Genomic DNA, 21,726 nt, shown 5'->3' with positions numbered 1-21,726 from the left:
GTCTAAAGCCTTACCGCCACTGGCTTTGTAAAAGTTGGACAGCTTTTTGCAACAGGGTCGATACAGGGCGCCATCGGCGTCAATGTTTTGATCTAGTGCGCAGGTAACGAATCAGTGGATCGCTCTCAATTACTCAGTAGCGCACGCAGCAATATCACAGGCCTGGGCCGTGGTCAGTTGGGCGTTCCGTTGTTGTTGCTGGTCATGATGGCAATGATGATGTTGCCTATGCCGCCATTCCTGCTGGACGTGTTCTTCACGTTCAACATCGCACTGTCCATCGTCGTGCTGCTGGTGTGTGTGTACGCCCTGCGGCCGCTGGACTTCTCGGTATTTCCGACCATTCTGCTTGTCGCCACGTTGCTGCGTCTGGCGCTGAACGTCGCTTCCACTCGGGTGGTCATGCTTCACGGGCAGGACGGCCACGCCGCTGCGGGCAAGGTGATTCAGGCCTTCGGTGAAGTGGTGATCGGTGGTAACTATGTCGTTGGTATCGTGGTGTTCGCGATTCTGATGATCATTAACTTCGTGGTAATCACCAAGGGTGCCGGCCGTATTTCCGAGGTGAGCGCGCGCTTCACCCTCGACGCGATGCCCGGCAAACAGATGGCGATCGACGCCGACCTCAACGCCGGCCTCATCGATCAGCCGGAAGCCAAGCGCCGCCGTGCCGAAGTCGCCCAGGAAGCCGAGTTCTACGGTTCCATGGACGGTGCCAGTAAATTCGTGCGCGGCGATGCGATCGCCGGTCTGCTGATTCTGTTCATCAACCTGATTGGCGGCATGCTGGTCGGTATCCTGCAACACAACATGACCTTCGCCGACGCAGGCCGCGTTTACACCCTGCTGACCATCGGTGACGGTTTGGTGGCGCAATTGCCATCACTGCTGCTGTCCACCGCCGCCGCGATCATGGTGACCCGTGCTTCCGGTTCGGAAGAGATGGGCAAGCTCATCAATCGTCAGATGTTCGCTTCGCCCAAGGCGCTGGCGGTTTCCGCTGCGGTCATGATCGTGATGGGGCTGGTGCCGGGCATGCCGCACTTCTCCTTCATCAGCCTCGGCCTGGTGGCTGCAGGCGGCGCGTATCTGCTCTGGAAGAAAGAAAATCAGGTGAAAGTCGAGGCGCTGGCCGAAGTGCAGCGTCAACAGGACCTGCTGCCTTCGCCGACCCGCGTTCAGGACGCCAAGGAACTGGGTTGGGATGACGTGACGCCCATCGATATCATCGGCCTGGAAGTGGGCTACCGCCTGATTCCGCTGGTGGATCGCAACCAGGGCGGTCAGCTGCTGGCGCGTATCAAGGGCGTGCGCAAGAAGCTCTCGCAAGAGCTCGGCTTCCTGATGCCCACCGTGCACATTCGCGACAACCTCGATCTGGCGCCCAGTGCCTATCGTCTGACGCTGATGGGCGTGATTCTGGCCGAGGCCGAGATCTACCCGGATCGCGAACTGGCGATCAACCCCGGTCAAGTGTTCGGCACCCTGAACGGCATTACCGCCAGAGACCCGGCGTTTGGTCTGGAAGCCGTGTGGATCGAAATCAGCCAGCGCAGTCAGGCGCAGTCGCTGGGGTACACCGTCGTCGATGCCAGTACTGTAGTGGCAACCCACTTGAACCAGATTCTCTACAAGCATTCGCATGAGCTGATCGGCCACGAGGAAGTCCAGCAATTGATGCAGTTGCTGGCCAAAAGCTCGCCCAAGCTGGCTGAAGAGCTGGTGCCTGGCGTGCTGTCGCTGTCTTCGCTGCTCAATGTGCTGCAGGCGCTGCTGGCTGAACACGTACCTGTGCGGGACATTCGCAGCATTGCAGAGGCTATCGCCAACAACGCCGGGAAGAGTCAAGATACCGCCGCTTTGGTGGCCGCAGTGCGAGTGGGTCTGAGCCGCGCAATCGTCCAAAGCATTGTAGGCGTTGAGCCGGAGCTGCCTGTTATCACTCTGGAACCAAGGTTGGAACAGATATTGCTCAATAGTTTGCAGAAGGCTGGTCAGGGTCAGGAAGAAGGCGTTCTTCTTGAGCCAAGCATGGCTGAGAAGCTCCAGCGTTCGTTGATTGAGGCCGCCCAGCGTCAGGAGATGCAAGGGTTGCCGGTAATTCTTCTGGTAGCAGGGCCTGTCCGGGCGATGCTGTCACGATTTGGACGATTGGCTGTACCGAACATGCATGTTCTGGCGTATCAGGAAATTCCGGACAACAAGCAAGTAACCATCGTAGCGACTGTCGGGCCAAACGGCTGAGGTAGTGAGTCATGCAAGTTAAGCGATTTTTCGCCGCCGATATGCGTCAAGCCATGAAGCTGGTTCGCGATGAGCTGGGCGTTGAAGCGGCCATCATCGGTAACCGGCGCATTGCTGGTGGCGTAGAGCTGACTGCTGCTCTGGATTACAAGCTGTCCGCCCTGGCACCGCGTGTGCCGAACATGGAGCTGGAAGACGAGCTGCGCAAGACTCAGTCGCGCATCGTCTCCGCCCAGGCCGAATTGAACAACCGCAGCGACAGCGACGCATCGGTCAACCTGCAGCTGTTTTCCGGCAAGCCGGTCAACCCTGCCGATACGCACATCGAACCGACGCTCGAAGAGCCGCCGCGCCCATTCGCGTACGCACCGCCACAGGCCGCCGAGCCTGCCGTTGGCCAGCGCGCCTATGACTCGATGCGCTCCGAATTGAACGGCCTGCGCGAGCTGCTGGAAGTCCAGCTCGGCTCGCTGGCCTGGAACCAGTTGCAGGGCAGTCGTCCGCAGCAGGCCAATCTGTGGCGTCGCCTGCAACGTGTCGGCTTGTCCGGCCCGCTATCACGCGATCTGCTGTCGATGATCCCGGAGATCGACGAGCCTCGTCAGGCCTGGCGCATGCTGCTGGCTCATCTGGCACGCATGATCGCCGTGCCGGAAGTCGAGCCGCTCGAAGAGGGCGGCGTGATTGCAATGGTCGGTCCTGCCGGCATGGGCAAGACCACCACCCTGGCCAAACTGGCAGCACGTTATGTGTTGAAGTACGGCCCGCAGAATATCGCACTGGTCAGCATGGACAGTTTCCGTATCGGCGCGCAGGAGCAGCTCAAGACCCTTGGGCGCATCCTCAACGTGCCGGTCACCCATGTCGATCCTGGCCAGTCTCTGGTTCAGGCGCTGGAACCGCTGCTGCGCAAGCGCGTGGTGCTGATTGACACCGCCGGGCTGCAGGCCAGTGATCCTGCGCTGCGCATGCAGCTGGAAAGCCTCGCGGGTCGCGGCATCAAGTCGCGCAACTATCTGGTGCTGGCAACCACCAGCCAGAAGCAGGTGCTGACAGCCGCGTATCACAGTTACAAGCGTTGTGGCCTGGCCGGATGCATTCTGACCAAGCTTGATGAAACAGCCAGCCTCGGTGAAGTCCTGAGCCTGGCGATCAGTCACGAATTACCTGTGGCCTATCTCACGGACGGACCACGCATTCCTGATGACCTGCATATTCCGCGTCGTCATCAGCTGGTAAGCCGCGCGGTGAGTGTGCAGATGCAGGATGAGCCTAGCGAGGAAGCAATGGCTGATATGTTTGCTGACCTCTATCACACCCCTGGCAAGAGAGTGGGTTAAGTGATGGATATTATTGGAATGTCCCTGCGTCAACGGTCTGCCATGCAGTGTTCATACGCGAACGTGCAGCCCTCGATGTGGTTTCGGTCTACGCAAGACAAGGTAAAGAAATAACATGGGCAGCATGCATCCCGTACAGGTTATCGCGGTGACCGGTGGCAAAGGTGGCGTCGGTAAGACTAACGTGTCAGTGAACCTTTCACTGGCCCTTGCCGAGCTTGGCCGTCGCGTCATGCTGCTGGACGCCGATCTGGGTCTGGCCAATGTCGACGTGCTGCTCGGATTGACGCCCAAGCGCACGCTTGCCGATGTCATCGAGGGGCGTTGTGAGTTACGCGACGTGCTGTTGCAGGGGCCGGGCGGGGTTCGAATCGTACCCGCTGCTTCCGGCACCCAGAGCATGGTGCATCTGTCGCCCGCCCAGCATGCCGGCCTGATTCAGGCGTTCAGCGAGATTGGTGACAACCTCGATGTGCTGGTGATCGACACGGCTGCCGGTATCGGCGAGTCGGTGGTCAGCTTCGTGCGCGCCGCTCAGGAAGTGCTGCTGGTGGTGTGCGACGAGCCCACGTCGATCACCGATGCCTACGCCCTGATCAAACTGCTTAACCGCGATTACGGCATGAACCGCTTCCGGGTGCTGGCCAACATGGCACAGAGCCCGCAGGAAGGGCGCAACCTGTTCGCCAAGCTGACCAAAGTGACGGATCGTTTTCTCGATGTTGCGCTGCAGTATGTAGGTGCCGTGCCGTACGACGAGTGCGTACGCAAGGCGGTACAGAAACAGCGCGCCGTCTACGAAGCATTCCCGCGTTCCAAATGTGCACTGGCCTTCAAGGCCATTGCCCAGAAGGTTGATACCTGGCCGTTGCCAGCCAACCCGCGGGGTCATCTCGAGTTCTTCGTTGAGCGACTCGTTCACCAGACCAGTGCAGGGCCTGTGCAATGACTGCGAGCGGCTACCAGATGTACAGCAAGGCTTCCCGTAATTCACAATACGAGTTGATCGAGCGCTATGCGCCACTGGTCAAGCGTATCGCTTATCATCTGCTGGCGCGCTTGCCGGCCAGTGTGCAGGTCGAGGATCTGATCCAGGCCGGCATGATCGGCCTGCTTGAAGTCTCCACCAAGTATGATTCCACCAAGGGTGCGAGTTTCGAGACCTATGCCGGCATTCGCATCCGGGGTGCGATGCTCGATGAGGTGCGCAAGGGGGACTGGGCGCCACGCTCGGTACACCGTAATACGCGTATGGTCAGTGACGCAATTCGGGCAATTGAAGCTAAAACCGGCCGTGACGCTAAAGATCACGAGGTTGCGGCCGAACTCCAGTTGAGTCTCGATGATTACTACGGGATTTTGAATGACACCTTGGGCAGCCGCCTCTTCAGTTTCGACGACCTGCTGCAGGACGGCGATCATGAAGGGCTGCACGAGGATGGCGCAAGCGGATCGCTTGAGCCGTCGCGCGACCTGGAAGACGAGCGCTTCCAGGCTGCGTTGGCCGATGCAATTGCCAATCTGCCAGAGCGCGAGCGTCTGGTGTTGGCGCTGTACTACGACGAAGAGCTGAACCTCAAGGAAATCGGAGAGGTTCTCGGGGTCAGCGAATCGCGGGTCAGTCAGTTACACAGCCAGTGCGCAGCTCGTTTGCGAGGGCGTTTGGGGGAGTGGCGAGCGCGTTGACAGGCAATGTGCGGTCTATGGCCGCGCGTTGACTGCAAGCCGGCTGTGCAGAGCGTTACGTGGTAACGGGGTGGACCCGTCAGAAGCCTGTCAGGTATTGCCTCGATGGGCTTGTTTCTCAGGTCCTTGCCTGTTGTTTTGCCAAGCCCGTCGTCGTTTCGTACAGCCGGGGGTGTGCTGTGCCAGTATTGAGTGAACAGCGTGTTCAGGTGCTGAACGCGTTAAAGACTGCTTGGAGGTCGAATTGGACAAGAACATGAAAATCCTCATCGTTGATGACTTCTCAACGATGCGGCGGATCATCAAGAACCTTTTGCGTGATCTGGGGTTTACCAACACATCGGAAGCGGATGATGGTCTGACCGCATTGCCGATGCTGCAGAGCGGTGCCTTTGACTTTCTGGTGACGGACTGGAACATGCCTGGCATGTCCGGTATCGATCTGCTGCGCGAAGTCCGCAAGGACGAACGCCTCAAGAGCCTTCCCGTGCTGATGGTCACTGCCGAAGCCAAGCGTGAGCAGATCATTGAAGCTGCCCAGGCTGGGGTGAACGGTTATGTAGTCAAGCCATTCACTGCCCAAGCCCTGAAAGACAAGATCGACAAGATCTTTGAACGCGTCAATAGCTGATGCAAGCCGCGAGGGCGCTATGGATAACAATGATTCGATGGCCGACTTTGAGTCGACCTTAAAAAGACACGCGCAGGAACTTGTCACCAGCCTTGAAAAGGGTCGTTTCGGTGACGCTGTGCAACTGATCCACGAACTCAACCAGACACGCGACCGCGGCCTTTATCAGGAAGTGGGTAAGCTGACTCGTGAGCTGCACAGTGCAATCGTAAACTTTCACATCGATCCGCACATGCCTCAAGCCGAGGAAGTGTCGCAGATCACGGATGCTACCGAACGCCTGTCGTATGTGGTGAGGCTGACCGAGAATGCGGCCAACCGCACCATGGACCTGGTGGAAGAGAGTACGCCGGTCATGAACGGCCTGAGTTCCGACGCCAAGGCGTTGAGCGATGACTGGGGACGTTTCATGCGCCGCGAAATCGGTGCCGAAGAGTTCCGCGAGCTGGCCAAGCGGGTCGATGGTTTTCTGACGCGTACCGAGAAGGAAACCCATCAGGTTTCCGCGCATCTCAACGACATTCTGCTCGCCCAGGATTACCAGGACCTTACCGGTCAGGTCATCAAGCGTGTGACGCAACTGGTGACCGAAGTCGAGAGCAATCTGCTCAAACTGGTGCTCATGGCCAGTCATGTCGATCGCTTCGCAGGCATCGAACATGACGAACAATCCATCCTCGATGAAAAAGATCCTAAAAAACATCTCACTCAGGGTGAAGGTCCGCAGATTCATGCCGATAAACGTGAAGACGTCGTATCCGGACAGGATGATGTAGACGATCTGCTATCGAGCCTCGGCTTCTAAGATCTGTAGACGGTTAATTTTAGGGAGCACCCCATGAGCCTCGGCGCCGATGAAGAAATCCTTCAGGATTTTCTGGTAGAGGCCGGCGAAATTCTGGAGCAGTTGTCAGAGCAATTGGTCGAGCTGGAAAGCCGACCGGATGATGCTGATCTGCTCAATGCAATTTTTCGCGGTTTTCACACTGTAAAAGGGGGCGCCGGCTTCCTCCAGCTCCATGAGCTGGTGGAGTGCTGCCACATCGCCGAAAACGTGTTCGACATCCTGCGCAAGGGTGAGCGTCGCGTTGATTCCGAACTGATGGACGTGGTCCTGGAAGCACTGGACACCGTCAACAGCATGTTCGGTCAGGTACGTGAACGGACTGACGTAACTCCGGCGACGCCAGAACTGCTGGCCGCGCTGTCGCGTCTGGCCGAGCCACAATCCGCCGACGAGGCCGCGGCTCCCGAGCCAGAGCCGGAGCCCGAGCCGGTGGTTGAAGTCCAGGCTGCTGCGGTTGCAGAGCCAGCGGCTGGCGACGAGATTACCGATGATGAATTCGAGCAACTGCTCGATTCGCTGCACGGCTCCAGCCCGGTGTCTGCAGCGCCTGCACAGGCGCCAGCAGCAGCGGCTGCGCCGGCGGGTGACGAAATCACCGATCAGGAATTTGAATCCCTGCTTGATCAGTTGCATGGCAAGGGCAAGTTTGCGGCCGATGCTGCAACCGCTCCGGCCCCTGCACCTGTGGCGCAGGGCAGTGCAGCGCCTGCCGGTGACGAAATCACCGACGACGAATTTGAAGCGTTGCTCGATCAGTTGCACGGCAAAGGTTCGTTTGACGCCGCGGTAGCGACGCCAGCAGCTGCTGCACCCGTAGCCGCTGCTGACAAGGCGCCCGCTGCTGCGGCCGCGTCGGACGAAATCACCGATCACGAATTTGAAAACCTGCTCGACGAATTGCACGGTAAGGGCAAGTTCGAGCCTGAGGCGATTGTTGCCAAGGCATCTGCTCCGGCAGCCGCAGCGGCTGCTCCGCCACCGCCGCCACCTGCTGCCAAGCCTGCTCCGGCGCCTGCTGCGAAAGCAGAGCCGGCCAAACCTGCTTCGGCGCCAGCCCCTGCGCGCGCTCCTGCACCCAGCGGCGAAAAGCCGGTGGCGACAGAAGCCGAAACTACGGTTCGTGTCGATACCGCCCGACTGGACGAGATCATGAACATGGTCGGCGAGCTGGTGCTGGTGCGTAACCGCTTGGTACGCCTGGGTCTCAACAGCGGCGATGAAGCCATGTCCAAGGCGGTTTCCAACCTGGATGTGGTCACCGCCGATCTGCAGACTGCGGTGATGAAAACCCGCATGCAGCCGATCAAGAAAGTCTTCGGTCGCTTCCCGCGTCTGGTTCGCGACCTGGCTCGCCAGCTCAAGAAAGAGATCAACCTGGAGCTGGTCGGTGAAGAGACCGACCTCGACAAGAACCTCGTAGAGGCGCTCGCCGATCCGCTGGTCCACTTGGTGCGCAACGCTGTCGACCACGGTATCGAAACGCCGGAAGAGCGCGAAGCCACGGGCAAGTCCCGCGGCGGTCGTGTGATCCTTTCGGCGGAGCAGGAAGGCGACCATATCCTGCTGTCGATCTCCGATGACGGCAAGGGCATGGACCCTAACGTCCTGCGCTCCATTGCTGTGAAACGCGGCGTCATGGACAAGGATGCAGCTGATCGGTTGAGTGACACCGATTGCTACAACCTGATCTTCGCGCCGGGCTTCTCGACCAAGACCGAGATTTCCGATGTGTCGGGTCGCGGTGTGGGCATGGACGTGGTCAAGACCAAGATCTCCCAGCTCAATGGCTCGATTAATATCTATTCGACCAAGGGCCAGGGTTCGAAGATCGTCATCAAGGTGCCGTTGACCCTGGCGATCATGCCGACCCTGATGGTGATGCTGGGCAACCAGGCCTTCGCTTTCCCGCTGGTCAACGTCAACGAAATCTTCCACCTGAACCTGTCGACTACCAACGTGGTTGATGGCCAGGAAGTGGTGATCGTACGTGACAAGGCCTTGCCGCTGTTCTACCTCAAGCGCTGGCTGGTCAGTTCTGCGGCTCATGAGGAGCAGCACGAAGGGCACGTGGTGATCCTGACGGTCGGCACTCAGCGCATCGGTTTTGTCGTCGATCAGCTGGTCGGTCAGGAAGAAGTGGTCATCAAACCGCTGGGCAAGATGCTGCAAGGTACGCCGGGCATGTCGGGCGCCACCATCACCGGTGACGGTCGCATTGCCTTGATTCTCGATGTACCGAGCATGCTCAAGCGTTACGCCGCACGGCGTATCTGAACCCGGGGTTGCGGGCAGCCTGGCTGCCTGCGACACCTATTGGAGTGTTTATGGCAGTCAAGGTCCTGGTGGTGGATGATTCCGGTTTTTTCCGCCGCCGCGTTACGGAAATTCTTTCTTCGGACCCCAACATTGTAGTTGTCGGCACCGCCACCAACGGCAAGGAAGCGATTGAGCAGGCGCTGGCACTCAAGCCGGATGTCATCACCATGGACTACGAAATGCCGATGATGGATGGCATTACGGCAGTTCGCCACATCATGCAGCGTATCCCCACCCCGGTATTGATGTTCTCGTCGCTGACGCACGAAGGTGCGCGCGTGACGCTGGATGCTCTTGACGCCGGTGCGGTGGATTTCCTGCCCAAGAATTTCGAAGATATCTCGCGCAATCCGCAGAAGGTAAAGCAACTGCTGTGCGAGAAAATCAACAGCATTTCACGCAGCAACCGCCGTTCCAGCGGCTTCGGTTCAGCCAGTGCAGCTCCGGCCGCACCGGCTCCTTCGACGTTGTCCAGCCGCGCGTCTGCGCCAGCCCCTGCACCTGCCAGGACGGTGCCGTCACGCACGGCGACACCTGCTGCGGCTCCGGCTGCCCCGGCCACTCATGCGCCGGCGCACCCGACTACTTCAGGCACAGCCAAGCGTAAGGCCTACAAACTGGTGGCCATCGGCACCTCAACCGGCGGTCCGGTCGCGCTGCAACGGGTGCTGACTCAATTGCCAGCCAATTTTCCGGCACCACTGGTGCTGATTCAGCATATGCCTGCGGCGTTTACCAAGGCATTTGCCGAACGTCTCGACAAGCTCTGCAAGATCAGCGTCAAGGAAGCGGAAGACGGCGACGTGCTGCGTCCTGGCCTGGCGCTGCTGGCGCCGGGTGGCAAGCAGATGATGGTTGACGGGCGCGGTACGGTGAAGATTCTGCCGGGCGACGAACGCCTCAATTACAAGCCGTGCGTCGACATCACCTTTGGCTCGGCTGCCAAGTCCTACGGCGACAAGGTGCTCTCGGTGGTCCTGACTGGTATGGGTGCCGACGGCCGCGAGGGCGCGCGACTGCTCAAGCAGGCCGGCAGTACCGTGTGGGCGCAGGATGAAGCGAGCTGCGTGATTTATGGCATGCCGATGGCCATCGTCAAGGCCGAACTCGCGGATGCGATCTACAGCCTCGACGACATCGGTCGGCACCTGGTAGAGGCCTGTCTCTGATGGATGTACTGAGCCTTATCGGTCTGATTCTGGCGTTTGTCGCAATCATTGGTGGTAATTTTCTCGAAGGCGGGCACCTCGGTGCCTTGCTCAATGGCCCGGCAGCTCTGATCGTGCTGGGCGGTACGCTCGGTGCTTCGCTGTTGCAGTCGCCGATGAGTGCGTTCATGCGTGCCATGAAAATCATCCACTGGATCATTTTCCCGCCACGTATCGATCTGCCCGGTGGGGTTGACCGGGTCATCGGCTGGAGCATGACCGCCCGCAAAGAGGGCTTGCTGGGTCTTGAAACCGTAGCCGATTCCGAGCCCGACGGTTATGCCCGCAAAGGGTTGCAACTGTTGGTCGACGGTGCCGAGCCTGCAGCGATTCGCAGCATTCTTGAAGTGGATTTCATCACCCAGGAAACCCGCGATATCCAGGCTGCGAAAGTATTCGAAAGCATGGGCGGCTACGCGCCGACCGTAGGTATCATCGGCGCGGTCATGGGCCTGATTCATGTCATGGGCAACCTGGCTGACCCCAGTCAACTGGGCAGCGGTATCGCCGTCGCCTTCGTTGCCACGATCTATGGCGTGGCCATGGCCAACCTGATCCTCCTGCCAGTGGCGAACAAGCTCAAGGCCATCGCCCACCGTCAGGCGCGCTATCGCGAAATGTTGCTTGAAGGTCTGTTGTCCATCGCCGAGGGTGAGAACCCGCGCTCCATCGAACTCAAGCTGCAAGGCTTCATGGAGTAACAGCGCATGGCTCGCCGTCGTCAGGTCGAAGAACATGAAAATCACGAACGCTGGCTGGTGTCGTATGCCGACTTCATTACCTTGCTGTTCGCGTTTTTCGTGGTGATGTACTCGATTTCCTCGGTCAACGAAGGCAAGTACAAGATTCTGTCCCAGGCATTGGTCGGTGTGTTCAATGACACCGAACGCACCATGAAGCCGATCCCCATCGGTGAGCAGCGCCCGGTTTCAGTCAAGCCCGCCGAGCCGCTGGTCAAGGACAGCGAGCAGACTGACGCAGGCATAGGTCAGGCGTCCGATGACCCGTTGCAGACCATTGCCCAGGACGTGCGCGATGCGTTCGGTGACCTGATCAAGTCCGACCAGATGACTGTGCGCGGCAACGAACTGTGGATCGAGATCGAACTCAACTCCAGCATGCTTTTCGGCAGTGGCGATGCGATGCCCAGCGACAAGGCCTTCACCATCATCGAAAAGGTCGCCGGGATCGTCAAACGCTTCGACAACCCGATCCATGTCGAGGGCTTTACCGACGACCAGCCGATCAGCACTGCACAATTTCCGACCAACTGGGAGCTGTCTTCAGCACGTTCTGCCAGCATTGTGCGCATGCTCGCCATGGACGGTGTCAATCCGGCGCGTCTCGCTTCGGTGGGCTATGGTGAGTTTCAGCCGATCGCCCCCAACACCAGCACCGTCGGACGCGCCAAGAACCGCCGTGTAGTGCTGGTTATCTCGCGCAATCTGGATGTTCGCCGCAGCCTGACCAGCGCTGGATCGGCCAATGTGCAACCGGATGCCGCATTGAGGCGTGCTGGCACACAAACTGCACCGGTGCCAGCAAAGCCGCCGGTACGCGCGAACGCCGTCAATTCTCCGTCACCCGCCCCCTAAACATCGTATCGGTATGGTCGTCGCTGTACGGAAGGAAAAACATTAATGAGAGTCTGGGCAGTAGCCAACCAGAAAGGTGGAGTCGGAAAGACCACCACGACCATTGCCCTGGCCGGTTTGCTGGCCGATTCAGGCAAGCGCGTGGTCGTGGTCGATCTGGACCCTCACGGCTCCATGACCAGTTATTTCGGGCATAATCCGGACGAACTGGAACACAGTGCTTTCGATCTGTTTCTGCATAAAGGCGCGGTGCCGGAGGGTCTCCCCGGCCAGTTGCTGCTGCCTACCAGCGATAAACGTATCTCGCTGATACCCTCCAGCACCGCGCTCGCCACACTGGAGCGTCAATCACCGGGCCAGAGCGGCCTGGGCCTGGTTGTCGCAAAAAGCCTGGCTCAGTTGTGGCAGGATTTTGACTATGCGTTGATCGACAGTCCGCCGCTGCTGGGCGTTCTCATGGTCAATGCCCTGGCGGCCAGCCAGCAGTTGGCGATTCCGGTGCAGACCGAGTTTCTGGCCGTGAAAGGTCTGGAGCGCATGGTCAATACGCTGACCATGATCAACCGTTCGCGCAAGGTGCCGCTGCCTTATACCATCGTGCCGACATTGTTCGACCGTCGTACCCAGGCATCGCTGGGCACCTTGAAATTGCTGCGCGACAGCTTCCCCGAGCATGTCTGGCAAGCCTATGTGCCGGTCGATACACGATTGCGCGATGCCAGCCGACTGGGGCTTACGCCGTCGCAGAACGACAGCAAGAGTCGTGGTGTGATCGCTTACCGGGCATTGCTCAAGCATATGCTCGCCGAGCAGCTCAATGCGCAGGTGGCCTGACGTGAACGTCTACTCTTTCTACATTGTTTGCTCAAGTGATGCCTCAATGCGGCCGATAACTGTATCAGGCTGCACATGCTCCATTTTTTGTTGGGCCCCGGTATGAACCGCCCTGTAGAAGTTGCAACACGACCCAAACTGGCTTTGCAGTCCTACTTGGACGCATTGTTGTACGACGCGACTGAAGTGCTCGAAGAGCCCGTCAGCAGCATCGATGAATTTCAGGCGGCTGTGCTCGAAGAGCAGGCCTTTGATGCGCGGATGCAAGCGCAGGTCAAGCCGCTGGCCGTCGCGGTTGCCGCACCGGCTCCGGTGGCGGTAGCGGTCAAGGTTGAGGCGCCTGCGCCAGTGGTTGAAGTCGCTCCGGTGATCGTTGCCGAAGCGGTGCAGGTTGAAGTGGCTCAGGTTGAGGAGGCAGTGCCAACCGTTGCGCTGGTAGAACCGGTCGCCGAGTTGAGCACGCTGGCAGCCCAGCGTACGCCGACACCACCGCCGACCAGTGATGGTCGTCCGGCATGGGCTGCCGAGCCGTTCGAATGCCTGTTGTTCGATGTGGCCGGTCTGACACTGGCGGTGCCGTTGGTGTGCCTGGGGTCGATTTATCCGCTGGCGGGGCAGGAGCTGACGCCGCTGTTCGGTCAGCCGGACTGGTTTCTCGGGATCCTGCCTTGCCAGGCAGGCAACCTGAAAGTGTTGGATACGGCGCGCTGGATCATGCCTGATCGCTACCGCGACGATTTTCGCCAGGGATTGCAGTACGTGATTTCGGTGCAGGGATACGAGTGGGGGCTGGCGGTGCATCAGGTCAGTCGTTCGTTGCGTCTTGATCCGAACGAGATCAAATGGCGCGCGCAGCGAGGTCATCGTCCATGGCTGGCGGGCACGGTCATCGAGCACATGTGCGCGTTGCTGGATGTTGCAGAGTTGGCCGAGCTGATAGCCAGTGGCGCGGTCAAGCAGTTGAACAAGTCGAAATAATCATGGGTCGGTGCCAGTGGCGTCACCTGCAAAGAACACACGTGAGGGGTTGGGGTTATGAATAAGTCGTCTGCACAAGGTTCCGAAGATCCTATTCTGCAATGGGTTACGTTCCGCCTGGACAACGAGTCCTATGGCATCAACGTAATGCAGGTGCAGGAAGTGCTGCGCTACACTGAAATCGCCCCGGTGCCGGGTGCGCCAAGCTACGTACTGGGCATTATCAACCTGCGCGGTAACGTCGTGACCGTGATCGATACCCGTCAGCGTTTTGGTCTGGCCCCGGTTGAAGTCAGCGACAATACGCGTATCGTGATCATCGAAGCCGACAAGCAAGTGGTCGGTATCCTGGTCGACAGCGTGGCGGAAGTGGTTTACTTGCGTCAGTCAGAAGTTGAAACTGCGCCTAACGTCGGTAACGACGAATCGGCCAAGTTCATTCAGGGCGTTTGCAACAAGAACGGCGAACTGTTGATTCTGGTTGAACTGGACAAAATGATGTCCGAAGAAGAGTGGTCCGAGCTGGAGAACATCTGATTGATCTTTGAGGTAGCTGTCGTCTTCCTGGGCATTCTCTGGGTTGTCACCCTGTTTATGTTCCTGGCCCATACCAGGCGTCAGCGCAAGCTCGACGCCGGGCGTGACGAGGCGGCTGCCTTGCGGGATCAGCGGATCAAGGAGTTGGCCAGGCGTCTGGACAACTACCAGAACGGCACGGTGCGCATGGGCGAAGCGTTGCATGAGCTGCGTGCCGTCGTTGCGCCGTTGCCCGACAAGCTCACCGCCCTGGAGCAGCGCGATCCCTCCACGCTGTCCTTCGCCCAGGCCGCCCGTCTGGTCGGCATGGGTGCCAGCATCGACGAGCTGACCCAGTCCTGCGGCCTGACCCAGGCCGAAGCGCAATTGATGACCAAACTGCACGGTAATACAGCGAGCTAGTTTCTCGTTCGTATGGCTATCGCTCCCACGCTCCGCGTGGTAATGCAGTTCGTGACGCTCTGCGTCACACAGCGGTTCTGCGACTTCAGATGCATTGAGGTTCGACTCAGGTCACCTTTTCGCCCCTTGGCGAGTTACTTTGACGGGCCAAAGTAACCAAACCCCCTCGCTCCTGTTTCCGGCCCGACTTCGTCGGGTTCCTTCGTCCTGTCACTAACGTCGCACTCTGCGTCGTCAGTGCCATGGCGATAAAAAAGCGCATTTACGATAGCCGTGAGCGCTGGAGAGTTTGGAACCTGTAACTCAGTCCATGCGCCCTTACTGCTCGTCCAGCGCAAACTCGGTCAGACAGAACGTCGGGATCTTCAGGTCGTTAAGACGCTTGGAACCGCCCAGTTCCGGCAGGTCGATAATCGCAGCGGCCTCGTACACTTCGGCACCCATGCGGCGGATCAGGTTGGCGGCGGCGATCAGCGTGCCTCCGGTCGCGATCAGGTCATCGAACATGATGACCGAGTCACCTTCGCACAGGCTGTCGGCATGCACTTCCAGATACGCTTCGCCGTATTCGGTCTGATACGCCTCTGACAGTACATCGGCAGGCAGTTTGCCTTGTTTGCGGAACAGCACCAGTGGCTTGTTCAGCTGATAGGCGACCACCGAACCAATCAGAAAACCCCGCGCGTCCATGACGCCGATATGGCTGAACTCGGCATCGATGTAGCGCTGCACGAAGCTGTCAATCACCTGACGGGTGGCCTTGGGCGATTGGAACAGGGGCGTGATATCGCGGAAGACCACGCCCGGCTTTGGGAAGTCCACGACCGGGCGGATGAGGGATTTGAAGTTCGATTGATCGAAAGTCATCAGGGGGTTCCATGGCAGTTTTGGCCGACAGTTTAAGCCGACCCGCCAAAGATCGCACGTTTCAGCTTTGCATCGACCCGCCAGCCAGCGCACACAGCTCGATGGGGGCGAGGATGTGAATCTCTTTGCCCTCGGCAGAAATCAGCTGATTTTGCTGGAACCGGGTAAATACACGGGACACCGTCTCGACTGCCAGACCCAGGTGATTACCGATTTCATTGCGCGACATGCTCAGTCGGAACTGATTGGCCGAAAAGCCTCTGGCGCGGAAGCGTGCAGACAGATTGATCAGAAAGGTGGCGATACGCTCATCGGCGGTCTTTTTCGAGAGCAGCAGCATCATTTGCTGATCGTCGCGGATCTCACGGCTCATGACGCGCATCAACTGCCGACGCAGCTGCGGCAGTTTCACGGACAGTTCGTCCAGACGCTCGAAAGGGATCTCGCAGACCGATGTGGTTTCCAGTGCCTGCGCCGAGACCGGGTAAGCCTCGGCGTCCATGCCTGACATGCCCACCAGTTCGCTGGGCAGGTGAAAGCCGGTGAGCTGTTCTTCACCGCTGTCACTGATATTGAAGGTTTTCAGTGCCCCGGAACGCACCGCGTAGACCGACTCGAAGGTGTCCCCCTGACGAAACAGAAACTCGCCTTTTTTCAGGGGGCGGCCGCGTTTGACGATCTGGTCAAGGCAGTCCATGTCTTCGGTATTCAACGAAAGGGGCAGGCACAACGGCGCGAGACTGCAATCCTTGCAATGAGCCTGGGTTTGAGCGCGCGACTTGACTGGCTCGGACATCACTTAATTCCTTGTGGGAAATCACATATAAGCTGTAAGGGTAACTCACCCGTGCTTGTCGGGGCCAGCCTGCAAATCTTTCGCAGTCATCAAGGTCGCAGACTGTCTGCCGATAACCCTGTATTCCTTCAGCCACATCAGGATGCCTTGGCATGTCAACGACACTCCCGTTGATCAACAGCATTACGATACGGACTGCGACCTCGCAGACCACCTACAGTTATGCCGAGCAAAGCACTGCCGAGACATCTGCAAGCGAGACAAAGGGCGTACAGGTCAATTTGTCCGCAGAAGGCAAGGCGGCTGCTTCATCGTCCTCCAAAAACGCCGATATCGAGCAGAGCGGCCTGCCTGCTTCCGTGCAGAAGATCCTCAAGGCGATTCGCGAGCTTCAGCGCAGGATCGAGGAAACCATGGAGCAGATCCAGAAGGCCCTGAATGACCCCAGCCTGAGCCCCGAGGAGCGACGGACCAAGGCCGCGGCACTGCAGACCGTGCTCAGCACGTTGCAGGCGCAGGTGAGCAATTCCACGGCCGATATGTCGTCGCTCATGAACGGCCTGGGCTCCAGTGACGCCGACAAGACCAAGGCGGGGATGCTGGTTCTGACCAAAATGTAGAGCCTGGACGCGGGTCATATCACTCGGGAGAACTGCTGTCTGTTGTGCCGGGTCAGGTAAGCATCGAAGACCATGCACACTGCGCGTACCAGCAGTCGGCCTGCCGGTCTGACTTCAATGCCCGTCTCATTCAGCGTAATCAGCCCGTCGCTGGCCATGCCGAGCAGTTGCGGCCACGCTTCGCTGAAATAGTCCCTGAAATCGATGCAAAAGGTCTTCTCGATACTGCCGAAATCCAGGGTGAAGCCGCAGATCAATTGCTGAATGATGGCGCGCCTGATGCGGTCGTCATCCTGGCAGATCAGTCCACGTCGAGTTGCGGGCTGGTCGCTGTCCAGCAGCCTCAGATACTCGCTCAGGTCGCTGCTGTTCTGGCTGTACAGCTCACCGACCTGACTGATGGCCGAGACACCCAGGCCGATCAGGTCGCAGTGACCGTGCGTGGTATAGCCCTGAAAGTTGCGTTGCAGGGTCAGGTCTTCCTGAGCGATGGCCAGGTCGTCGTCGGGCAGGGCGAAATGGTCCATGCCGATGTAGCGATAACCGGCGTTGCCCAATTGCTCGACGGTGCGCTCCAGCATCAGCAGTTTGCTCGCTGCATCCGGCAGATCCGCAGCGTCGATGCGCCGCTGCGGCATGAAGCGCTCGGGCAGATGCGCATAGTTGAACACCGACAACCGATCGGGCTGCAGATCGATGACCTTGTCCACGGTGTGGCTGAAAGTCTGCGGGTTCTGTGCGGGCAGGCCGTAGATCAGATCAATATTCACCGAACGAAATTGCAGCGTGCGCGCCGCTTCGACTATCGCGCGGGTCTCTTCCAGGCTTTGCATGCGGTTGATCGCCCGCTGCACCGTCGGGTCAAGGTCCTGCACGCCCAGGCTGACCCGGTTGAAACCCAGCTCGCGCAGCATTCCCATCGTCGACCAGTCCGCTTCGCGAGGATCAATCTCGATGCCATAGTCGCCGGAATCGTCGTCCAGCAGGTTGAAGTGTGAGCGCAGTTGCGCCATCAAGCGGCGCAGTTCGTCGTGACTGAGAAAGGTCGGCGTACCACCGCCCAGGTGCAGTTGCTCTACCACCTGATCGTGCGCCAGGTGACAGGCGAGCATTCGCATCTCGTGTTCGAGCCGTTTCAGGTAGGCCTGAGCCCGTCCGCGGTCCTTGGTGATGACTTTGTTGCAGGCGCAGTAGTAGCAAATGTTCGCGCAGAAGGGCAGATGCACGTAAAGCGACAACGGACGTGATGCCTTGCGGCTTTCGCGCAGCGCATGCAGCAGGTCGAAGGCGCCCACTTGGGTATCGAACTGCGCTGCAGTCGGATAGGACGTATAGCGCGGCCCCGCCACATCGTAACGATGGATCAGGTCTGAATCCCAACGAATGGCGTCAAACATGCGCGCGTTTCCCGGTCTGGCTGGCGATGTCGCGAGCATACGCAGGAGGCCGGGGGGCGGCGTTGATGTGGATCAAGTGGCAAGAGTTGCCGGCGTCAGTGCCCCATCAGCCAGTGCTGGTGGGGGCCTGGCAAGGTCCAGATACCGAAGACCATCACCAGCAAACCTCCCGCCATGCGCACACCACGCTTGCGCAACAAGACCGTGGTGCGCTCGGCTGCCAGACCGGTGGCCAGCAGAACCGGCCAGGTGCCCAGCCCGAAGGCCAGCATCAGCAGCGCGCTGTCGAGAGGGTTGCCCTGACTGGCGGCCCACAGCAGGGCGCTGTAGACCAGCCCGCAAGGCAGCCAGCCCCACAGCGCACCGAGCACCACGGCGCGCGGCACACTGGACACCGGCAACAGGCGACTGGCCAAGGGTTGCAAATAGCGCCACAGGCCTCGGCCGAGACGCTCTATATAAGTGAGCCCGCTCCACCAGCCGGCCAGGTACAGCCCCATCATGATCAGCAATACGGCAGCGACGATGCGCAAGCCCGTCGCCAGCGGACTTTGTGCCACCGCCCAGCCGACCAGTCCGGAACACAGGCCAGCTGCGGCGTAACTGAGAATGCGCCCCAGGTTGTAGGCCAGCAGCAAACGAAACCGGCGACTGCGCTGTTCCTTGGGGATGGCCAGCGTCAGGGCGCCCATCAGGCCACCGCACATGCCCAGGCAGTGACCACCGCCCAGCAGCCCGAGAATGAACGCCGAGAACAGCATCGAGGCGAGTTCAAACATCGCGTTTCTCGTCCGGGCCCGACTGCGGAGACTCAGGCGGGACATGCTCCACAGGCGGCGTGTCATCGAACAAGATGCTGTGTGCCGGACCTTCCATGTCGTCGTACTGACCGCTGTCCACTGCCCAGAAGAACACGTAGATCGCCACGCCCACCAGCAGCAGAGCGGCAGGGATCATGATGTAAAGCGCGGGCATGAAACCTCCGGTGCAGATTGGGGGGCAGGGGCACGACGCGGCAGGCGGGTCAGGCGCAAGGCGTTGAGCACTACCGTCAGTGAACTGATCGACATGCCGATCGCCGCCCACACCGGAGTGATCCAGCCCAGGGCCGCGAAGGGCAGCATGAGGCCATTGTACAGACCGGCCCAGAGCAGGTTTTCGATAATGACGCTACGCGTGCGTCGGGCCAGATTCAGCGCGTCGATCAGCACCGGGAGGCGGTTGCACAGCAGCACCGCGTCAGCGCTGGTTTTGGCGAGGTCGGTGGCCGAGCCCATCGCCACACTGATGTCGGCTGCTGCCATGACCGGTACGTCGTTCACCCCGTCACCGATCATCAGCACCTTGCGCCCCTGAGCCTGAAGCCGGCGCAGCACCTCCAGCTTATCGTCCGGGCGCATACCGCCACGCGCCTCGTCGATGCCCAGCGCTTGCGCGACGCTGTCAACCATCGGTGAGCTGTCGCCTGACAACAGCAGCGTTTTCCAGCCTCGCGACCGGCATGCCTGTAACAGAATGTCGGCATCCTCGCGCAGTCGGTCGTCCAGCACCAGCCATGCGAGCGGGCCCTGCGCATCGCCCAGCAACAGCCATTGGCCGCAACGCCCGGTTGGCAAGGGTGTTTCAGCACCGCTCAGCGCGCAGACGAATGCCGCCTCGCCGATGCGCAGCAGATGCCCGTCAACACGACCTTCCAGCCCCAATCCCGGTGTGATGAGCACCTCTTCGGCAGCCTTTGGTGCTCGACCGAACGCGCGGGCGATGGGGTGCTCGGAGCGGTTTTCCAGGGCCGCCGCCAGTTCCAGGCAGCGATTGGCGTCCAGCTCGCGCAATGGGTGAATGCTGCGCAACGTCAGGCGTCCTTCGGTCAGAGTGCCGGTCTTGTCGAAGATGACCGTGTCGATCTGCTTGAGGCCTTCGAGCACATGACCCCGGGTCAGCAGCAGGCCGAGTGTGTGCAGCGTGCCGGTCGCCGCAGTCAAGGCGGTCGGTGTCGCCAACGAGAGTGCGCAGGGGCAGGTGGCGACGAGCATGGCCAGGACGATCCAGAATGCGCGCGATGCGTCCAGCTGCCACCAGATCACCCCGATCAGTGCGGCCGCGATCAGCGAAAACAGCAGAAAGGTCTGTGCCGCCCGGTCGGCAATCTGCGCGAGTCGGGGCTTTTCTGCCTGCGCGCGTTCGAGCAGCCGGACAATAGCCGAAAGACGGGTTTCGTGGCCCAGCGCCGTCACGGCAACGGTCAGCGGACTTTCGACATTCAGCGTTCCTGCGGTGACCGCATCGCCCACTCTGCGCATCTGTGGCAAGTATTCGCCGGTCAACAGCGATTCATCGATACTGGAGCGACCCTCGAGGATTTTGCCATCGGCCGGTATCACTGCACCGGGCTGTACCAGCACCCGATCGGCCAAGTGCAGTTCGCTGAGCATGATGCGCTGGCTCTGGCCCTCGTCGCTGAGGCGCAGGCATGAGGCGGGCAGCACGTTGACCAGTTGGGCCGTGGCCGCTGCCGTGCGCTCGCGGGCGCGGCGTTCCAGGTAACGTCCTGCCAGCAGGAACAGTGCAAACATGCCGACTGCATCGAAATACAGCTCGCCAGCGCCGGTGACGGCGGTCCAGATCCCCGCGGCGTAGGCCGCGCCTATTGCCAGCGACACCGAGACATCCATTGTCAGGTGGCGGCTGCGCAGGTCGCGCAAGGCACCGCGAAAGAATGGCGCGCAACTGTAGAAGACGATCGGCGTGGTCAGAAACAGCGCCACCCAGCGCAGAATGGTGTGCATCTGCGGGCTGAGGTCGATATTGAATTCCGGCCAGGTGGCCATGGTGGCCATCATGGCCTGAAACCACAGCAGGCCTGCTACGCCCAGTTGTCGCAACGCCAGACGATTGTCACGCGCCAGGCGTTCGGCTGCACGGTCGGCCTGCCATGGATGGGCGACATAGCCAATCGCGTGCAGCTCGCTCAGCAATTGGCTGAGCGCAAGCTGGTCGGGGTGCCAGCGCACCAGCAGGCGATGAGTGGACAGATTCAGGCGCGCTTCGGCCACTGCTGGCAGCCGCCCCAAGCGTTGCTCGATCAGCCAGCCGCAGGCCGCGCAACTGATGCCTTCGACAAGCAGGGTGGCTTCTGAAAGGTCGCCGTCGTGGCGCACGAAGGGCGCCTGTACGTCGGGGCGGTCGTAGAGCACCAGTTCCTCGAACAATTGGCTGGGCAGGCTTTCCGGGTTGGCCGAGGTTTCACTGCGGTGGCGGTAATAGTCGTCCAGACCGCTGGCGACGATGGCCTCGGTCACTGCCTGACAACCGGGGCAGCACAGTTGTCGGGTGGCACCGAGCACTACCGCGTTGAAATGGCTGCCCGCTGGAACCGGTAAGCCGCAGTGGTAGCAGTGCAGCGGAGCAGGAGAGGAGGGCTTGGCCAC

21 protein-coding genes are annotated in these 21,726 nt (G+C 60.0%); 15 read left to right on the top strand and 6 right to left on the bottom strand.

The genetic code is table 11. The features are described from left to right. Window positions 1-114 precede the first annotated feature (114 nt). From flhA to ACW55A_RS11080, 14 genes are all read left to right on the top strand, one after another. Window positions 115-2,244 carry a flagellar biosynthesis protein FlhA gene (gene flhA, locus ACW55A_RS11145; protein ID WP_003436113.1) on the top strand — a complete coding sequence of 710 codons (2,130 nt, stop codon included), beginning with the start codon at window positions 115-117 and terminating at the stop codon, window positions 2,242-2,244. 11 nt (window positions 2,245-2,255) lie between these two features. Continuing rightward, the gene (gene flhF, locus ACW55A_RS11140) at window positions 2,256-3,584 is read left to right on the top strand and encodes a flagellar biosynthesis GTPase FlhF (protein WP_498811276.1); all 1,329 of its coding nucleotides are present in this window, start codon (window positions 2,256-2,258) and stop codon (window positions 3,582-3,584) included. A gap of 115 nt (window positions 3,585-3,699) precedes the next feature. Beyond that, a complete protein-coding gene (gene fleN, locus ACW55A_RS11135; protein WP_003412391.1) occupies window positions 3,700-4,533 on the top strand; it encodes a flagellar synthesis regulator FleN in 834 nt (277 codons plus the stop codon). Continuing rightward, the gene (gene fliA, locus ACW55A_RS11130) at window positions 4,530-5,270 is read left to right on the top strand and encodes an RNA polymerase sigma factor FliA (RefSeq protein ID WP_002554271.1); all 741 of its coding nucleotides are present in this window, start codon (window positions 4,530-4,532) and stop codon (window positions 5,268-5,270) included. Before fleN ends, fliA begins: the two co-directional genes overlap by 4 nt. A 256-nt stretch (window positions 5,271-5,526) precedes the next feature. Next, a complete protein-coding gene (locus ACW55A_RS11125; RefSeq protein WP_161420660.1) occupies window positions 5,527-5,901 on the top strand; it encodes a chemotaxis response regulator CheY in 375 nt (124 codons plus the stop codon). Window positions 5,902-5,920: 19 nt separating this feature from the next. After that, entirely contained in the window at window positions 5,921-6,706 is a 786-nt protein-coding gene (locus ACW55A_RS11120) for a protein phosphatase CheZ (RefSeq protein WP_003370183.1), read from the top strand. A gap of 33 nt (window positions 6,707-6,739) precedes the next feature. After that, a complete protein-coding gene (locus tag ACW55A_RS11115; RefSeq protein WP_498811277.1) occupies window positions 6,740-9,022 on the top strand; it encodes a chemotaxis protein CheA in 2,283 nt (760 codons plus the stop codon). A 50-nt stretch (window positions 9,023-9,072) separates the two neighbouring features. Then, window positions 9,073-10,233, top strand: a complete 1,161-nt coding sequence (locus tag ACW55A_RS11110) for a protein-glutamate methylesterase/protein-glutamine glutaminase (RefSeq protein WP_003436116.1) — start codon at window positions 9,073-9,075, stop codon at window positions 10,231-10,233. Further along, the gene (locus tag ACW55A_RS11105) at window positions 10,233-10,973 is read left to right on the top strand and encodes a flagellar motor protein (protein WP_003436124.1); all 741 of its coding nucleotides are present in this window, start codon (window positions 10,233-10,235) and stop codon (window positions 10,971-10,973) included. Before ACW55A_RS11110 ends, ACW55A_RS11105 begins: the two co-directional genes overlap by 1 nt. 6 nt (window positions 10,974-10,979) lie before the next feature. Then, window positions 10,980-11,867, top strand: coding sequence for a flagellar motor protein MotD (motD, locus tag ACW55A_RS11100; protein WP_003370193.1), 888 nt, complete (start codon window positions 10,980-10,982; stop codon window positions 11,865-11,867). Window positions 11,868-11,912: 45 nt separating this feature from the next. Further along, the gene (locus ACW55A_RS11095; RefSeq protein ID WP_003370196.1) at window positions 11,913-12,701 is read left to right on the top strand and encodes a ParA family protein; all 789 of its coding nucleotides are present in this window, start codon (window positions 11,913-11,915) and stop codon (window positions 12,699-12,701) included. Between the two features lie 102 nt (window positions 12,702-12,803). After that, on the top strand, window positions 12,804-13,679 hold the full coding sequence (locus ACW55A_RS11090; protein WP_498811278.1) for a CheW domain-containing protein: 876 nt from the start codon (window positions 12,804-12,806) through the stop codon (window positions 13,677-13,679). Window positions 13,680-13,736: 57 nt separating this feature from the next. Then, window positions 13,737-14,216 (top strand): chemotaxis protein CheW, encoded by a 480-nt coding sequence (locus ACW55A_RS11085; RefSeq protein ID WP_003370201.1) that lies wholly within the window; start codon window positions 13,737-13,739, stop codon window positions 14,214-14,216. Next, window positions 14,217-14,618, top strand: a complete 402-nt coding sequence (locus ACW55A_RS11080) for a DUF2802 domain-containing protein (RefSeq protein WP_003370204.1) — start codon at window positions 14,217-14,219, stop codon at window positions 14,616-14,618. 318 nt (window positions 14,619-14,936) lie between these two features. On the opposite strand, the gene ACW55A_RS11075 is transcribed toward ACW55A_RS11080, so the two are convergent. After that, on the bottom strand, window positions 14,937-15,485 hold the full coding sequence (locus ACW55A_RS11075) for an adenine phosphoribosyltransferase (protein ID WP_003370206.1): 549 nt from the start codon (window positions 15,483-15,485) through the stop codon (window positions 14,937-14,939). A gap of 61 nt (window positions 15,486-15,546) precedes the next feature. Next, window positions 15,547-16,281 carry a fumarate/nitrate reduction transcriptional regulator Fnr gene (gene fnr / locus ACW55A_RS11070; RefSeq protein WP_003370208.1) on the bottom strand — a complete coding sequence of 245 codons (735 nt, stop codon included), beginning with the start codon at window positions 16,279-16,281 and terminating at the stop codon, window positions 15,547-15,549. A gap of 152 nt (window positions 16,282-16,433) precedes the next feature. On the opposite strand from fnr, the gene ACW55A_RS11065 reads away from it, so the two are divergent. Next, on the top strand, window positions 16,434-16,901 hold the full coding sequence (locus ACW55A_RS11065) for a chemotaxis protein (RefSeq protein WP_096137227.1): 468 nt from the start codon (window positions 16,434-16,436) through the stop codon (window positions 16,899-16,901). A 14-nt stretch (window positions 16,902-16,915) separates the two neighbouring features. Here ACW55A_RS11065 and hemN read toward each other — a convergent pair whose 3' ends face one another. The 4 genes from hemN to ACW55A_RS11045 form a co-directional block, all read right to left on the bottom strand. Beyond that, the gene (hemN, locus tag ACW55A_RS11060) at window positions 16,916-18,298 is read right to left on the bottom strand and encodes an oxygen-independent coproporphyrinogen III oxidase (RefSeq protein WP_455808186.1); all 1,383 of its coding nucleotides are present in this window, start codon (window positions 18,296-18,298) and stop codon (window positions 16,916-16,918) included. A 95-nt stretch (window positions 18,299-18,393) separates the two neighbouring features. Then, window positions 18,394-19,077 (bottom strand): sulfite exporter TauE/SafE family protein, encoded by a 684-nt coding sequence (locus tag ACW55A_RS11055; RefSeq protein WP_003436137.1) that lies wholly within the window; start codon window positions 19,075-19,077, stop codon window positions 18,394-18,396. Further along, window positions 19,070-19,273, bottom strand: coding sequence for a cbb3-type cytochrome oxidase assembly protein CcoS (gene ccoS / locus ACW55A_RS11050; protein ID WP_003370219.1), 204 nt, complete (start codon window positions 19,271-19,273; stop codon window positions 19,070-19,072). The genes ACW55A_RS11055 and ccoS overlap by 8 nt, the downstream gene beginning before the upstream one ends. Beyond that, window positions 19,252-21,726, bottom strand: a complete 2,475-nt coding sequence (locus tag ACW55A_RS11045) for a heavy metal translocating P-type ATPase (protein WP_455808185.1) — start codon at window positions 21,724-21,726, stop codon at window positions 19,252-19,254. Before ACW55A_RS11045 ends, ccoS begins: the two co-directional genes overlap by 22 nt.

The organism is Plantibacter cousiniae (nom. nud.), assembly GCF_977070315.1.
Note: the sequence above shows the minus strand (reverse complement) of the source record. Positions and strands in the feature narration are given on the sequence as shown.

Bases quoted from the DNA above. Each gene is read 5' to 3' on its own strand.
- flhF (WP_498811276.1), top strand. From the start codon at position 2,256: ATGCAAGTTAAGCGATTTTTCGCCGCCGATATGCGTCAAGCCATGAAG.
- fleN (WP_003412391.1), top strand. From the start codon at position 3,700: ATGGGCAGCATGCATCCCGTACAGGTTATCGCGGTGACCGGTGGCAAA.
- fliA (WP_002554271.1), top strand. From the start codon at position 4,530: ATGACTGCGAGCGGCTACCAGATGTACAGCAAGGCTTCCCGTAATTCA.
- ACW55A_RS11125 (WP_161420660.1), top strand. From the start codon at position 5,527: ATGAAAATCCTCATCGTTGATGACTTCTCAACGATGCGGCGGATCATC.
- ACW55A_RS11120 (WP_003370183.1), top strand. From the start codon at position 5,921: ATGGATAACAATGATTCGATGGCCGACTTTGAGTCGACCTTAAAAAGA.
- ACW55A_RS11115 (WP_498811277.1), top strand. From the start codon at position 6,740: ATGAGCCTCGGCGCCGATGAAGAAATCCTTCAGGATTTTCTGGTAGAG.
- ACW55A_RS11110 (WP_003436116.1), top strand. From the start codon at position 9,073: ATGGCAGTCAAGGTCCTGGTGGTGGATGATTCCGGTTTTTTCCGCCGC.
- ACW55A_RS11105 (WP_003436124.1), top strand. From the start codon at position 10,233: ATGGATGTACTGAGCCTTATCGGTCTGATTCTGGCGTTTGTCGCAATC.
- motD (WP_003370193.1), top strand. From the start codon at position 10,980: ATGGCTCGCCGTCGTCAGGTCGAAGAACATGAAAATCACGAACGCTGG.
- ACW55A_RS11095 (WP_003370196.1), top strand. From the start codon at position 11,913: ATGAGAGTCTGGGCAGTAGCCAACCAGAAAGGTGGAGTCGGAAAGACC.
- ACW55A_RS11090 (WP_498811278.1), top strand. From the start codon at position 12,804: ATGAACCGCCCTGTAGAAGTTGCAACACGACCCAAACTGGCTTTGCAG.
- ACW55A_RS11085 (WP_003370201.1), top strand. From the start codon at position 13,737: ATGAATAAGTCGTCTGCACAAGGTTCCGAAGATCCTATTCTGCAATGG.
- ACW55A_RS11075 (WP_003370206.1), bottom strand. From the start codon at position 15,485: ATGACTTTCGATCAATCGAACTTCAAATCCCTCATCCGCCCGGTCGTG.
- fnr (WP_003370208.1), bottom strand. From the start codon at position 16,281: ATGTCCGAGCCAGTCAAGTCGCGCGCTCAAACCCAGGCTCATTGCAAG.
- ACW55A_RS11065 (WP_096137227.1), top strand. From the start codon at position 16,434: ATGTCAACGACACTCCCGTTGATCAACAGCATTACGATACGGACTGCG.
- hemN (WP_455808186.1), bottom strand. From the start codon at position 18,298: ATGTTTGACGCCATTCGTTGGGATTCAGACCTGATCCATCGTTACGAT.
- ACW55A_RS11055 (WP_003436137.1), bottom strand. From the start codon at position 19,077: ATGTTTGAACTCGCCTCGATGCTGTTCTCGGCGTTCATTCTCGGGCTG.
- ccoS (WP_003370219.1), bottom strand. From the start codon at position 19,273: ATGCCCGCGCTTTACATCATGATCCCTGCCGCTCTGCTGCTGGTGGGC.